We start from the raw sequence: 13,271 nt of genomic DNA on the forward strand, positions 1-13,271 counted from the left end.
CGGCCACCGAGGCCGTACGCGACTCAGGGAGAGTGGCAGATATGCCTGATATGACCCGACGCAGACTCCTCGGCTCAGCGGCCGGAGCGATCAGCGGCGGAGCCGCGCTGTCGCTGCTGCCGCCCAGCGTCCAAAAGGCCGTCGCCGCCGGTCCGCCGCGCCACGGCTCACTGCGGGACATCGAGCACGTCGTGATGCTCATGCAGGAGAACCGCTCGTTCGACCACTACTTCGGCACACTGCGCGGGGTCCGCGGTTTCGGCGACCCGGACGCGCTGACGCTGCCCGACGGCCGGTCGGTCTTCCACCAGCCGGACGCGCAGAACCCGGACGGCTATCTGCTGCCGTTCCACCTCGACACCCGTTCCTCCAGCGCGCAGGCCATCCCCTCCACCAGCCACGCCTGGTCCGTCCAGCACGAGGCCTGGAACGGCGGGAAGATGGACCGCTGGCTGCCCGCGCACCGCAAGGCCGACGGGATCAACGGGCCCTATGTGATGGGCTATCACACCCGCGAGGACATCCCGTTCCAGTTCGCCCTCGCCGAGGCGTTCACCCTGTGCGACAACTACTTCTGCTCGGTCTTCGGCCCCACCTGGCCCAATCGCCTCTACTGGATGACCGGCACCCTCGACCCCGGCGGCACCCGCGGCGGGCCGGTCCTGAACAACACCGCGCCCGAGCCGTACCGCTGGACGACCTATGCGGAGCGGCTGGAGGCGGCCGGCATCGGCTGGAAGGTGTACCAGGAGGAGGACGACTACGGGTGCAATCTGCTGGAGCAGTTCCAGGCGTTCAGGGACGCCGAGCCGGGCGATCCGCTCTACGAGCGCGGGGTGCGGCCGCAGCCGGCCGGGACCTTCGAGGACGACGCCCGCAATGACCGGCTGCCGGCCGTCTCCTGGCTGATCCCCACCAGCACGCAGTCCGAGCACCCGGACTATCTGCCGGCCGCCGGCGCCGACTACGTCGCCAAGAAGATCGAGGCGATCGCCTCGAACCCAAAGGTATGGCGCAAAACCGTCTTCATCCTCAATTACGACGAGAACGACGGACTGTTCGACCATGTGCCGCCGCCGGTGCCGCCACCGGGGACGAAGGACGAGTTCGTGGGGAGCCTGCCGATCGGCGGCGGCTTCCGGGTGCCGTGTGTGATCGTCTCTCCCTGGACGGTCGGCGGCTGGGCCGCGGGCGACCCGTTCGACCACACCTCGGTACTCCAGTTCCTGGAGCGGTTCACGGGCATCAGGGAGCCGAACATCAGCGCCTGGCGGCGCTCCGCCTTCGGCGATCTGACCTCCGCCTTCGGCTTCGGCGACGCCGCGCCCCGGCCCCCGCACCTGCCGGACGACACCGCCGAGCAGCTGGCGGAGGCGCAGTGGGAGGTGGCGCATCTGCCGCGGCCGACGCTGCCGGGTGCGGACCAGCAGATGCCCCGCCAGGAACGGGGGCGGCGCAAGCGGCGCTGAGCCGCGGACGGCGGCCGGACGGCGGAAAGACGACGGTGCCGTACGGGGCCGGGCTCAGGGCGGGCCCGGTTCCGTACGGCACCGTGGGGTGTGGGAGTCGCACCCCCGTGGTCAGACTCCCGCGTAGGAGTGCAGACCGGTGACGAAGATGTTCACCCCGTAGTAGTTGAACAGGTAGCAGGCGAAGGCGATCAGGCCCAGTACGGCGGCCTTGCGGCCCTTCCAGCCGACCGTGGCGCGGGCGTGCAGGTAGCAGGCGTAGCCGACCCAGGTGATGAACGCCCAGACCTCCTTGGGGTCCCAGCCCCAGTAGCGGCCCCAGGCGGCCTCGGCCCAGATGGCGCCCGCGATGATGGTGAACGTCCACAGCGGGAAGACGATGGCGTTGATCCGGTAGGCGAACTTGTCCAGGGAGGCGGCCGAGGGGAGCCGTTCCAGGACGGAGACGGCGAAGGCGCCGGGCTGCGGGCCGTCGGGGTCGGTGAGCTTGTCCTCGTAGCGGTCGCGGAAGAGGAAGAGCAGGGTGGCGACCGCGCCGATGTAGAGCGCCGCGCCGGAGATGATCGCGCAGCTGACGTGGATCCACAGCCAGTAGGAGTGCAGCGCGGGCACCAGCTGGTCACTGGCGGTGTACAGGACGCTGACGGCCAGGCCCAGGTCGAGCAGGACGGTGGTGACCAGGGGCAGGCCGATCCAGCGGACGTTCTTCTTCAGGACGAGCAGCACCAGGTAGAAGCTGACCGCGACGGCGGCGAACGTCGTGGAGAACTCGTACATGTTGCCCCAGGGGGCGCGCTGTACGGACAGGGCGCGGGTGATCACGCCGCCGACGTGCAGCGCCCAGGCCAGGACGGTCAGCGAGATCGCGATCCGGCCGTAGAGGTCGCCCTTCTCGGTGCCGCCGTGGGCGCCGGGGCCGTCGGGGACGTCACGGCTGCCGGAGACCGACCGGGTGACGATCTTGGGGCGCTCCAGTACGGCGGTGCCGCCGCCCTGCTGCGCCTTCTGGACGGTGACCGCGGCGGGTGCCGCGGCCTCGCCGGTCAGCGCCGCGGCCGTACGGCCGACCTTGCTGCGGCTGCCGAACACCCACTCCGCCATATGGGCGAGGAAGGCGAGCGTATAGACCGCCATCGCCGAATAGACCAGCACATTGCTTTGGTGGGCCAGTGTCTCGTTGGCCGCGGCAGCGAGAGTCACGCACGCGCTCCTTCGGAGGGATCAGCAGGATCGGCAGAGTCGGTGGGCTCCGTCGGGTCTTGGTCGGCGGCCTCGGCCGCGGGGGGCTCGGGGGCGAGCGGTGCGTGCGGGGCGAGCGCCTCGGCGAGGTGGCCGAGTTCCTCCGGCAGCCGGGGCGATTCGCTGCGGCCCAGGCCCGCCATCTCGACGACGGTGACGCCGACGCCGTTTTCCTCGACCCGCTCGGCCCGCACCCACACCCGGCGCCGCTGGATGAACAGCGAGCCGGCCAGGCCCAGCAGGGCGGCGACCGCGCCGGTCAGGGCGAGGCCGTTGCCGGGCTGGTGGGTGATCTTGAAGCTGGCCCAGGACTTGATGCCCTCGAAGGTGATCGAGCCCTGGCCGCCGGGCAGCTGCATCGTGCTGTCGGCGGCGACGTCCTTCGCCGTCAGGCCGCCCTTGACGCCGGCGTGCTGCCGGACCGACTTCTCCAGCCGGTCCTTGGGCATCAGCATCTTCTTGAAGATGTTGCCCTTGGCGTCCTTGTACTGCTTCATCCGCTTGGTGTCGAGCTGGTAGACGTTCTGCGGCAGACCGGAGTCGACGCCCAGATCGCCGTGCCAGGCGTTGACCGCCAGGACGGGGAAGTCCGGCGCCGGGAACTGCGAGAACATCGACCCGGAGTCCTTGCCGCCGAAGGTCGGCACGAACAGCCCGTTGAATCCGAGCTGGTTGCGCTTGCCGTCCTTGGTCTGCGCGCCGGGCACCTTGACGACGCCGGTCGAGGTGAAGTTCTTTGGATCCTGCGGGAGGAAGGGGACCGCGCCGTGGTAGACGACCTTGCCGCGGCCGTCCTTGACGGTGACCACCGGCGAATAGCCGTGGGAGAGCAGGAAGACCTTGTTGCCGGCGATCTCGAGCGGGGTGTTCACCTCGATCGAGGTGTGGTGCTCCTTGCCGTCCGCCCCGGTGAAGTAGCTGATGTCGGCGCGGAAGATGCGCGGGGTGCCCTTCTGCGGCCCGGTCCGCTCGTACGTCGCCACGAACCTCTTCAGCGAGAAGCCGAAGGGCTCCATGGTGTCGGTGTCGAAGAACGGGCCGGACTTGAAGTCGTCGTACTGGACGAGGCTGTTGGAGAAGCCGTCGCCCTCGGTGACCAGCTTGCCGCCCTCGGACTTCCACAGGCTGCCCACGGCGAACGCCACCAGCATCACGATCAGCGCGACGTGGAAGACGAGGTTGCCGACCTCGCGCAGATAGCCCTTCTCGGCAGCGACCGCGGTGCCGGTGCGGTGCGCCCGGAAGCGCCGCTTCTTCAGCATCCGCTGCGCCGCCTCCAGGACGGCCTCGGGCTCGGCGTCCGTACGCCAGGTGGTGTACGCGGGCAGCCGGGTCAGCCGGCGGGGGGCGGCCGGGGGGCGGCCGCGGAGCTGGCCGACGAACTGCCAGCTGCGCGGCACGATGCAGCCGATCAGCGAGATGAACAGCAGCAGATAGATCGCCGAGAACCACACCGAGCTGTAGACGTGGAACATCCCCAGCTTGTCGTAGATCGCGCCCAGGGTGTCGTGCTCGGACTTGAACTGCTCGACCTTGACCGGGTCGATGCTGGTCTGCGGGATCAGCGAGCCGGGGATCGCGCCGATGGAGAGCAGGAAGAGCAGCAGCAGCGCCACCCGCATGGAGGTCAGCTGGCGCCAGAACCACCGCACCCAGCCGATCGGGCCGAGCGAGGGGAAGGAGATGTCCTCCTTGGGGGCGGTGGAGAGCTGGGACCCGGCGGCGCCGAGATCGCCCCCCGCGTCGGAGGCGGCGGCTGCGCCGGTGTCCGGCTCGCGGGGGGTGCCGGTCGTGGTGGCCATCAGTCAGATCCCAACATTGAAGCTTCCCGTCCAGACCTGGAGATCCTGCATCAGGCTGTTCCAGACGCCGGTGACCAGGAGGACGCCGAGCACGATCATCATGCCGCCGCCGATCCGCATGACCCACTGGTAGTGCCGCTTGACCCAGCCGAACGCGCCGAGCACCCGGCGGAAGGCCAGTGCGACGGCGATGAACGGCAGTCCCAGGCCCAGGCAGTAGACGACGGTGAGCAGGGCGCCCCGTCCGGCGCTGGCATCGTAGAACGAGAGGGTGCCGACGGCGGCGAGGGTGGGGCCCATGCAGGGCGTCCAGCCGATGCCGAAGAGGGCCCCGAGCACCGGCGCGCCCACCAGCCCCATCGTGGGCCTGATGTGGAAGCGCAGCTCGCGCTGGCCGAAGCGGGTCAGGACACCGGCGAAGGCCAGCCCGAGCAGGATCATCAGCGCACCGAGGATGCGCGAGATGACGTCGCGGTATTCCTGGAGGGTCTGCCCGAAGTACCCGAAGAGGGCGCCGGTGGAGACGAAGACGGCGGTGAAGCCGAGGACGAAGAGGGAGGCGCCGGCCAGCATCCGGCCGCGGCGGGCCTCGGCGAGGTCGGTGCCGGTGACGCCGGTGACGTACGACATATAGCCGGGGACCAGTGGCAGGACGCAGGGCGAGAAGAAGGAGACGAGCCCGGCGAGCAGGGCGACGGGCACGGCGGCGATCAGGGCCCCGGAGACGATGGTGTGGTTCTCCGCGGCGGCGGCGAGCTCGATCACGCGATCACTTCTCCGCGATCAGCGGGTCGATCATCTTGTGCAGATCGGCCGCGGTGAGGGGCCCCAGCGAGCGGGCGGCGATCTTGCCGTGGCGGTCGATGGCCAGGGTGGAGGGCACCGACTGCGGGTTGAGACTGCCCTTGGGGAAGCGCAGCATCAGCTTCCCCTCCGGGTCGTACAGGCTCGGGTAGGGGATCTTGTGCTCTTCCTCGAAGCTGACCGCCGGCGTCTTGTCGGTGTCGCGGGTGTTGATCCCGAGGAACTGGACGCCCTTGCTCTTGGTCTCGTTGGCGACCTGGGCGAAGTTGGGCGCTTCGGCGCTGCACGGCCCGCACCACGATCCCCAGACGTTGACGACGATGACCTTGCCCTTGAAGTCGGCGAGGCTCAGCTTCTTCGTGCCGGTGGTGGTCTCCGCGGACAGCTCGGGCGCCGGCTGGCGGTCGGCCTTGGGCACCGTGGCGATGCCGTTCTTGCCCTGGACGAACCGGGTCTGGGCCGAGCCGCCGGAGGTCCCCTCACCACAGGCGCTCAGCGTCAGCGAAGCGGCCGCGGCCCCTGCGGCGAACAGGACGAGTCGGCGGCGGCCGGTGCGGCGTGAACGGCAGGCACTCATGTGAAAAGTTTCGCATGGGCCGATTCCGGATCTTCCGCACCCCCCTCGCACGGCCCGAGCACGGCGCCGACCGGTGCAAAGGGGCGTGTCAGGGCGTAGGGGCGGGCCTCGGACGGGGGCTCAGGCCGCCGAGAGGTACGCGTTCCAGCCGCCGTCCGGGCGCTCGCCCACATCCATCCGCTGGAGCCGGTCGATCACCTCGGGGTCCTGGGCGTCGAGCCAGTCGGTGAGCTGCCGGAACGAGACGAGATGCACATCCCGTTTCCTGCCGTCGGCGATCTGCTTGAGCGCTTCTTCCACGGCGTCCATGTAGATACCGCCGTTCCACTGCTCGAAGTGGTTGCCGATGAAGAACGGCGCGCGGTTGGTCTCGTAGGCCCGCTGGAATCCCTTGACATAGGCGTCGGTCGCCTGCTGCCGCCATACGGGGTAGTTGGCCGGCGGGGCCTTGGTGGAGTTCCGCGACTGATTGGCGAGCATGTTGTAGTCCATCGAGAGGACCTCGAAAGAGTGACCCGGAAAGGGAACCTGCTGGAGCGGGAAGTCCCACAGGCCGGACTTTTTCCTGGGCCACTTCTGCCGTCCGCCGGGCGAGCTGGCGTCATAGCGCCAGCCAAGACTCCGGGCGGTCGGCAGCAGATTCTCCTGGCCGAGCAGACAGGGGGTGCGGCCGCCGACCAATTCCTTGCGGTAGTCGAACGGCAGCGGTTCTATGTCCGTGAAGCCCGTATGCGTACGCCACTTGGTGACGAATTCCATCGCCTGGTCGATCTCGGACTGCCACTGCTGCGGCGTCCAGAGCTTCACGGTGCCCGTGCCGGAGCAGAAGTGGCCGTTGAAGTGGGTGCCGATCTCATGGCCGTCCAGCCATGCCTGGCGCACGTACCTCAGCGTCTCCTTGATGTGCTCGTCGGCGAGATAGCCGATGGCGGAGGCGCCGAGCGGGTTGTTCGGCGGCTCGTAGAGATGCCGCTGGGATTCCGGCAGGAGATACAGGCCGGAGAGAAAGAACGTCATGGCCGCGCCGTGGTCCTTGGCGAGCTTGAGGAAACGCGGGAAGAGGCCGTTTCCCACCTCTCCGGCGCCGTCCCAGGAGAAGACCACGAACTGCGGCGGGGTCTGGCCGGGCTCCAGCCGCTCGGGGCGCTCGGGCTGATGGGGCTGCGCCCCCGAATCAGCGGTGGAGCCGTCGCCTATCAGCTTCGAACGGGCCTGCACGGCATCCTGCACCCGCTGTTTGTCCGCTCCGTCGCCCGCGCCGGACGAGGAGCAGCCGGCTATGCCGAAGGCCGTCGCGGCGCCAACTCCCAGGCCCAGCAGATCCCGCCGACTCAGTGCGTGCATTCCGTGACCCCATCCGTACTCGCCGTACTCACTGTCCATATAAACGGACAACCGAGTGGAGGGCATGTCGACGGATGGGGCTCCGGGCTAAGCGCTCAATTCGCTCCCTTTCGCCTCATATGACGTTGCGCCAAATGAGCCGCTATCAGGCGCCAAAAGCCTTCGACTTTCCCTTGGCGGGTTTGGCGCCCGCCAGAAGATGGGAGGGAACCAGATCGCGCGCCGGCTCGCTGTACCCCACCGACATGATCTTGTCGCCGTGGAAGGTGAACGACGTCAGCGAGGCCAGCGTGCACTGCCGCTTCCGCGGGTCGTGCCACAGCCGCCGCCGCTCGGCGAAACTGCGCACGATCCAGATCGGCAGCTGATGGCTGACCGCCACCGCCTCGTGTCCGCGCGCCGCATCCCGCGCCGCGCCGAGCGCCGCCATCATCCGTACGACCTGCTCGATGTACGGCTCGCCCCACGAGGGCCGGAACGGGTTGGTCAGGTACTTCCAGTTCCCCGGCTTCTTCAGCGCACCGTCGCCGACCCCGAACGTCTTGCCCTCGAAGACATTGGCCGCCTCGATCAGCCGCTCGTCGGTGGCCAGCTCCAGGCCGTGCGCCCCCGCGATCGGCAGCGCGGTCTCCTGCGCGCGCTCCAGCGGGGAGGCCACGACATGGGTGACGTCCCGCTCCGCCAGATGCTCCGCGACCCGGTCGGCCATCTTCCGCCCCAGGTCGGAGAGGTGATAGCCGGGCCGGCGCCCGTACAGGACACCCTCCGGGTTGTGCACCTCGCCGTGCCGCATCAGATGCACCACGGTGATGTCGTCGCCGCTCATCCCGCCGCCGTCCTTCTTCCGGAGGTCCGCCTCGTTCTTCTGGGGGTCCGCGTTCTTCTGGAGGTCCGCCACGTCGCCGTCCGCCCCGCTCATGCACGCGCCTCGGCGGCGGCCTGCGCGGCGGCCGGCAGCGCGACGGCGACCTTCTCGATCGCCTGCGTGTCGTGCGCGGTCGAGACGAACCACGACTCGAAGGCGGACGGCGGAAGGTAGACGCCCTGCGCCAGCATCGAGTGGAAGAAGGCCGTGAAGCGGAAGGACTCCTGCGTCTTGGCCTCGTCGTAGTTGGTCACGTCCCGCTCGGTGAAGAAGACGGAGAACATGTTCCCCGCCACCTGGAGCCGGTGCGCCACGCCCGCCTTGGTCAGCGCCTCGCCGACCAGCGACCGCAGCTCGGCCGAGGCCGCGTCGACCTTCGCGTACGCGGCATCGTCCAGCAGCCGCAGCTGCGCGACACCGGCCGCGGTGGCGATCGGGTTACCGGACAGGGTGCCCGCCTGGTAGACGGGACCGGCCGGCGCCAGATGCGCCATGACGTCCGCGCGGCCGCCGAACGCCGCCGCCGGGAAGCCGCCGCCCATCACCTTCCCGAAGGTCATCAGGTCCGGCACGACGCCGTCGAGCCCGTACCAGCCGGCCTTGCTGACCCGGAAGCCGGTCATGACCTCGTCGGAGATGTAGAGCGCACCGTTGGCGGCGCACAGGTCCTTCAGCCCCTGGTTGAAGCCCGGCAGCGGCGGCACCACGCCCATGTTCCCGGGCGACGCCTCCGTGATGACGCAGGCGATCTCCCCTTCGTGCGCGGCGAACGCGGCGCGCACCGCCTCCAGGTCGTTGTACGGCAGCACCAGCGTGTCGCCGGCCTGCGCACCGGTCACGCCCGGCGTGTCGGGCAGCCCGAAGGTCGCCACGCCCGAACCGGCCGCGGCCAGCAGGGCGTCGACATGCCCGTGGTAGCAGCCGGCGAACTTGACGACCTTCGCCCGGCCGGTGAACCCGCGCGCCAGCCGGATCGCCGACATCGTCGCCTCGGTGCCCGAGGAGACCAGCCGCACCTGCTCGACGGGCGCGATACGGGCGACGATCTCCTCGGCCAGCTCGACCTCACCCTCACCGGGCGTGCCGAACGACGTCCCGCGGGCGACCGCTTCCTGGACCGCGGCGATCACCTGCGGATGCGAGTGACCGAGGATCATCGGCCCCCACGAACACACCAGATCGACATATTCCCGGCCATCGGAGTCCGTGAGGTAGGGACCCGTACCGGACACCATGAACCGGGGCGTACCGCCCACGGCCCGGAACGCCCGCACCGGGGAATTGACGCCGCCCGGCGTCACCACGGACGCCCGGTCGAACAGCGACTGCGAAACAGGGGCTTCATACGGAAAAGACACTGGGATCCTGACCTGCATAAACGGAGGGCGGGCAGCGACACGCGGACACGGCCCCGGGCTGACAACGGTACGAAATCCCCGGGCGGCCCTTTCGGGTGCCGTTCGGGGGCGGGTTCCTGGTGATCGGTGGCGGGTGCGCGACGGGTCGGCCGGGGGTCCCGGCCGGTCTCTTCTCGGCCCCCGCTACGGATCTCGCCCGCCCCCGGCTTCGGTCCTCACCGGGTCCCGCTTCGTCCCGTTCTTCGATTCCTTTTTGATTCCTCTCGCGCACGACCGGGCGTCAGCCCCCATGCGTCTGCAAAACTGGGGTCGACGTACGAGTAAGTCACGCAAGCAATGGTCTCAGAGGCGCACAGGGGCGCGTGGCCGAGCGTTTCACACGCCGGTGACGGGGGAGGTCTCTGAGACGATGATCGGGTTGCGCGGCTGGAGCTGCGAGTGGTCGGGTGGAGATATGCATCGCGGTGGCGAACTGGGTGAGGGGACCGATGACCGGGGTCCCGAGCGCGCCCAGCGCGGCCGGCACCGGCGCGAGGACGTCGAGGACATCGCGGACATCAGCGGCGCCGAGGACGCCGGGAACGTCGACAACGTCACGGGCGGGGACATCACCGGGGGAAACAGGGGCGGCCGCATGGGGGTGACGTACAAGTACTTCGGTGCACCCAACGGCGCCACGGCTGCCCGGGTCCCCATCTCGATGCGCCCCGAGGAACTCGGCGGTGACGAGCTCGGCATGGGCGGCATGTTCTCCAAGATCAAGCCCGAGACCATGGCCGCCATGGTGCTGACCGGTATAGAGGGCATACCCCTCCACAAGGTCCCCCCGCTCGAGCTGGTGGTTCTCCACCCGGACTACGCCGTCGTCAAGCTGCCCATGACCGTGGTCGACCCGCTGCGCGGCGTCGGCGAGGAATCGGTCGGCGCGGCCGCCTTCATCTGGTCCACCGTCCCCGACCGCGGCGGCCCGCGCGACGCCTACACCGTCTACCAGCTCCTGCACGAGTGGCAGGACTTCAGCCACCGACTGCATGAGGCGGGGCATCAGGCATATTGCCTGGTCTGGCCCTGACCGGGCCGGCGCCCGGGGTGGTGCGGGCGCCTGGCCGGGGCGGTGGCTTCGGGGTGGCTGCGGGTTGTCGGGGCGGCTTCGGGGTGGTCGTGCGTCGCGCGGCCGGCTTCGGGGTGGCCGCGCATCGTCCGGCCGGGCCTGGGGCGGCCGTCCGTCGCCGGGGCGCGAGAGTGACGCTCACCACGTAGGCCGGGCCGACACGCCGCCGTCCACGACGAGATCGTGACCGGTGATCCAGGAGGCCATCGGCGAGGCGAGAAAGACGCAGGCATCGCCCACGTCCTCGGGCCGCCCCAACCGCCCGGTGGGCACCGCCTCTTGCCAGCGCCGTACGCCGTCGGGCCAGTCGTCCTCCAGCCCGGGGCGCGCGATCAGTCCGGGCGACACGCTGTTGACGCGGATGCCGTACGCCCCGTACTCCAGCGCCGCCGAGCGCGCATGCATCACCACCGCCGCCTTGGCGGCGCTGTAGTGGGCGTGCAGGGGCGCCGGCCGGTGTGCCTCGATGGACGCGATATGGGTCACCGAACCGCCGCCGCCCTCGCGCATCACCCGCGCCGCGGCCTGCGTGCACGCGAACACGCTGTGCACATTGGGATCCGCCACCGCCCGCCAGTCGGCCAGCGACATGTCCGCCAGGTCCTGCGTCGGCTGCACCCCCGCGTTGTTGACCAGCGCGGTCAACCGCCCGTGCCATGCGGCTGCCCGCGCCACCAGGCGGTGGCACTCGTCCTCGACGGCCAGATCGGCGGCCAGCGCCAGCGCGCTCCCGCCGCCCTCCTCGATCTGCCGGACCAGCCGCTGCGCGGCCTCGGCCGCCGTGCGGTAGTGCACCGCCACGGCGGCCCCCGCGGCGGCGAAGCGCAGAGCGATGCCCTGCCCCACGGTGCCGGAGGCGCCGGTGATCAGCGCCACCTGCCCGGTGAGGTCGGGGAGGTCGGAGAGGGCCCCGGAGGGGGGCCTCGCCTCTGTCATGGCCGACTCAACTCCGCGATCAGCGCCGCCTCCTGCGGAAAGCGCTCGGCGAGTTCGGCGGCGTCCCCGTGCTCGTAGTCCTCGTACGAGAAGCCCGGCGCCATGGTGCAGCCGAACAGTGACCAGGAGCCGCCCTCGGCGACCGCGGCGGCCATCCACGTACCGGCCGGGACGACGAACTGGACGTGCTGCCCGCCCAGGACGTCCGGGCCGAGGACGGCCGTACGGCTGGTGCCGTCGTCGTGCAGCAGCAACAGGGTGAGCGGATCGCCCCGATAGAAGTGCCAGATCTCGTCGGTCGGCAGGCGGTGCAGCGCGGAGAAATCGTCGGGCTCGGCGGTCAGCAGCATGACGATCGCCGAACCCTCCGGCCGCCCGTCGGCCCGCTCGGGCCCGGCCCAGGTACGCCGGAACCGCCCGCCCTCCCGGGGCAGCGGCACCAGCCCGTAGAAGTCGATCAGGGCCTCGGGCGTCGGCTGGCGCATCTACGGCCTCCCGTTCAGCTGCTCCTGGCGTGGTCCACACCCTAGGCAGCGGACCGGCCGGGGCGGGCAGAATCGGGCCATGTCCGATGACTTCTCCGGCGGCTCGTCCGATGACCTCTGCGGCGACCCGTCCGATGCCACGCCCGTCGTCGCACCTCGCGCCCCTGACGCCCCGTCCGTTACGGCCGGTCCGCCGGACGGGGCTGCCCTGTGGGACGCCGTCGAGGGGCTGGTGCGCTGGCTCGACCAGGAGAACGCGCTGCCGCCCGAGCAGATGCGGCTGCTGCGGATCCTGAAGCTCTCGGAGGAGGCGGGCGAGGTGGCGCAGGCCGTCATCGGGGCCATCGGCCAGAACCCGCGCAAGGGCCGCAGCCACACCTGGGACGACGTCCAGAGCGAGCTGTGCGATGTGATCGTGACGGCGATGGTGGCCCTGCGGACTCTGACACCGGACGCGCGGCGGGTGTTCGAGGGGCATGTGGAGCGGGTGGTGGGGCGGGCGGGGGCTTCCTGAGGCCGGCCGGGCGGGGGTCAGCGGCCCCCGACGCACCCGTCGGTCAAGGGCGTTCGGCCGTCAGATAGCGCTGGACCGTGGGGGCCAGCCAGGCGGTGAGGTCGTCGTGGGTGAGGGCGACGGCGGGCGGCATGTGCAGGACATAGCGGCACAGCGCCATGCCCAGGACCTGTGAGGCGATCAGCGCGGCGCGGGTGGCCGCCTCCTCGGGGACCGGGCAGACGGCCTCGACCACCGGCCTGATCTGGTCGGCGAAGATCCCGCGCATCCGTTCCGCGCCCGCGGCATTGGTGACGCCGACGCGCATCATGCCGGTCAGCGTCTCGTCGCCCTCCCAGCGCTCGATGAAATGGCGGACGAGGCGGCCGCCGATCTCGTCGGGCGGCACCTGGGTGAGGTCGGGGAAGTGAAGTTCGATCTCCGAGGCGGCCGCGAAGAGGCCCTCTTTGTTGCCGTAGTACCGCATCACCATGGACGGGTCGATCCCTGCGTCGCGGGCGATGGCGCGGATCGTGGCGCGCTCGTAGCCGTCGGCGGCGAAGCGGTCCCGGGCGGCGGCGAGGATCGCGGCGCGGGTGGCGTCGGAGCGGCGGGGGCGGGGGTGGGTCCCGGCGTCGGGGGCGGTGGCCGCGACGGGGAGTTCGTCGAGGTCCAGGTCAGGGGCGGGGGAAGGGGGCTGGGAGGGTCTGCGCTCGGCCATGTCCACAAATGTAGGCCAACACCTGTTGACGTGCCAGCGCCGAACGCCCTACGCTTGCCAACAAGCG

Annotated in this window: 13 protein-coding genes; 3 read left to right on the forward strand and 10 right to left on the reverse strand. The window is 70.3% G+C overall.

Annotation, left to right across the window (positions count from 1 at the left end; all coding sequences use genetic code 11):
* Positions 1-41: 41 nt before the first annotated feature.
* The gene (locus tag B1H19_RS19520) at positions 42-1,469 is read left to right on the forward strand and encodes an alkaline phosphatase family protein (RefSeq protein ID WP_083105942.1); all 1,428 of its coding nucleotides are present in this window, start codon (positions 42-44) and stop codon (positions 1,467-1,469) included.
* A 111-nt stretch (positions 1,470-1,580) separates the two neighbouring features.
* On the opposite strand, the gene ccsB is transcribed toward B1H19_RS19520, so the two are convergent.
* The 7 genes from ccsB to hemL form a co-directional block, all read right to left on the reverse strand.
* Positions 1,581-2,669, reverse strand: coding sequence for a c-type cytochrome biogenesis protein CcsB (gene ccsB, locus B1H19_RS19525; RefSeq protein ID WP_083105943.1), 1,089 nt, complete (start codon positions 2,667-2,669; stop codon positions 1,581-1,583).
* Positions 2,666-4,510, reverse strand: a complete 1,845-nt coding sequence (resB, locus tag B1H19_RS19530) for a cytochrome c biogenesis protein ResB (protein WP_083105944.1) — start codon at positions 4,508-4,510, stop codon at positions 2,666-2,668. The genes ccsB and resB overlap by 4 nt, the downstream gene beginning before the upstream one ends.
* A gap of 3 nt (positions 4,511-4,513) precedes the next feature.
* Positions 4,514-5,275, reverse strand: a complete 762-nt coding sequence (locus tag B1H19_RS19535; protein WP_083105945.1) for a cytochrome c biogenesis CcdA family protein — start codon at positions 5,273-5,275, stop codon at positions 4,514-4,516.
* Positions 5,276-5,279: 4 nt separating this feature from the next.
* Positions 5,280-5,891 (reverse strand): TlpA family protein disulfide reductase, encoded by a 612-nt coding sequence (locus tag B1H19_RS19540; protein WP_083105946.1) that lies wholly within the window; start codon positions 5,889-5,891, stop codon positions 5,280-5,282.
* Between the two features lie 120 nt (positions 5,892-6,011).
* A complete protein-coding gene (locus B1H19_RS19545) occupies positions 6,012-7,235 on the reverse strand; it encodes a polysaccharide deacetylase family protein (RefSeq protein WP_083105947.1) in 1,224 nt (407 codons plus the stop codon).
* 145 nt (positions 7,236-7,380) lie between these two features.
* Positions 7,381-8,061 carry a histidine phosphatase family protein gene (locus B1H19_RS19550; RefSeq protein ID WP_083109745.1) on the reverse strand — a complete coding sequence of 227 codons (681 nt, stop codon included), beginning with the start codon at positions 8,059-8,061 and terminating at the stop codon, positions 7,381-7,383.
* A gap of 89 nt (positions 8,062-8,150) precedes the next feature.
* A complete protein-coding gene (gene hemL / locus B1H19_RS19555) occupies positions 8,151-9,458 on the reverse strand; it encodes a glutamate-1-semialdehyde 2,1-aminomutase (protein WP_083105948.1) in 1,308 nt (435 codons plus the stop codon).
* Positions 9,459-9,912: 454 nt separating this feature from the next.
* Between hemL and B1H19_RS19560 the strand changes: the two genes are divergently transcribed.
* A complete protein-coding gene (locus B1H19_RS19560) occupies positions 9,913-10,530 on the forward strand; it encodes a hypothetical protein (RefSeq protein WP_083105949.1) in 618 nt (205 codons plus the stop codon).
* A gap of 177 nt (positions 10,531-10,707) precedes the next feature.
* Here the strand turns inward: B1H19_RS19560 and B1H19_RS19565 are convergent, their stop codons facing one another.
* A complete protein-coding gene (locus B1H19_RS19565) occupies positions 10,708-11,505 on the reverse strand; it encodes an SDR family NAD(P)-dependent oxidoreductase (RefSeq protein WP_083105950.1) in 798 nt (265 codons plus the stop codon).
* The gene (locus B1H19_RS19570; protein WP_083105951.1) at positions 11,502-11,990 is read right to left on the reverse strand and encodes a cupin domain-containing protein; all 489 of its coding nucleotides are present in this window, start codon (positions 11,988-11,990) and stop codon (positions 11,502-11,504) included. The genes B1H19_RS19565 and B1H19_RS19570 overlap by 4 nt, the downstream gene beginning before the upstream one ends.
* Positions 11,991-12,198: 208 nt before the next feature.
* Here B1H19_RS19570 and B1H19_RS19575 point away from each other — a divergent pair, with 208 nt between their 5' ends.
* Positions 12,199-12,504, forward strand: a complete 306-nt coding sequence (locus B1H19_RS19575) for a MazG-like family protein (RefSeq protein WP_083109746.1) — start codon at positions 12,199-12,201, stop codon at positions 12,502-12,504.
* Positions 12,505-12,547: 43 nt separating this feature from the next.
* On the opposite strand, the gene B1H19_RS19580 is transcribed toward B1H19_RS19575, so the two are convergent.
* Complete coding sequence (locus B1H19_RS19580) at positions 12,548-13,204, reverse strand: TetR/AcrR family transcriptional regulator (RefSeq protein ID WP_083109747.1); 657 nt, start codon at positions 13,202-13,204, stop codon at positions 12,548-12,550.
* Positions 13,205-13,271: the final 67 nt, after the last annotated feature.

This window comes from Streptomyces gilvosporeus (assembly GCF_002082195.1).
GTDB classification, from domain to species: Bacteria; Actinomycetota; Actinomycetes; order Streptomycetales; family Streptomycetaceae; genus Streptomyces; species Streptomyces gilvosporeus.

What these genes read in the sequence shown, in the direction of transcription:
- resB (WP_083105944.1), bottom strand. Translation starts at nt 4,510, where the DNA reads ATGGCCACCACGACCGGCACCCCCCGCGAGCCGGACACCGGCGCAGCC.
- B1H19_RS19520 (WP_083105942.1), top strand. Translation starts at nt 42, where the DNA reads ATGCCTGATATGACCCGACGCAGACTCCTCGGCTCAGCGGCCGGAGCG.
- B1H19_RS19545 (WP_083105947.1), bottom strand. Translation starts at nt 7,235, where the DNA reads ATGCACGCACTGAGTCGGCGGGATCTGCTGGGCCTGGGAGTTGGCGCC.
- B1H19_RS19540 (WP_083105946.1), bottom strand. Translation starts at nt 5,891, where the DNA reads ATGAGTGCCTGCCGTTCACGCCGCACCGGCCGCCGCCGACTCGTCCTG.
- B1H19_RS19570 (WP_083105951.1), bottom strand. Translation starts at nt 11,990, where the DNA reads ATGCGCCAGCCGACGCCCGAGGCCCTGATCGACTTCTACGGGCTGGTG.
- B1H19_RS19560 (WP_083105949.1), top strand. Translation starts at nt 9,913, where the DNA reads ATGCATCGCGGTGGCGAACTGGGTGAGGGGACCGATGACCGGGGTCCC.
- B1H19_RS19550 (WP_083109745.1), bottom strand. Translation starts at nt 8,061, where the DNA reads ATGAGCGGCGACGACATCACCGTGGTGCATCTGATGCGGCACGGCGAG.
- B1H19_RS19565 (WP_083105950.1), bottom strand. Translation starts at nt 11,505, where the DNA reads ATGACAGAGGCGAGGCCCCCCTCCGGGGCCCTCTCCGACCTCCCCGAC.
- B1H19_RS19580 (WP_083109747.1), bottom strand. Translation starts at nt 13,204, where the DNA reads ATGGCCGAGCGCAGACCCTCCCAGCCCCCTTCCCCCGCCCCTGACCTG.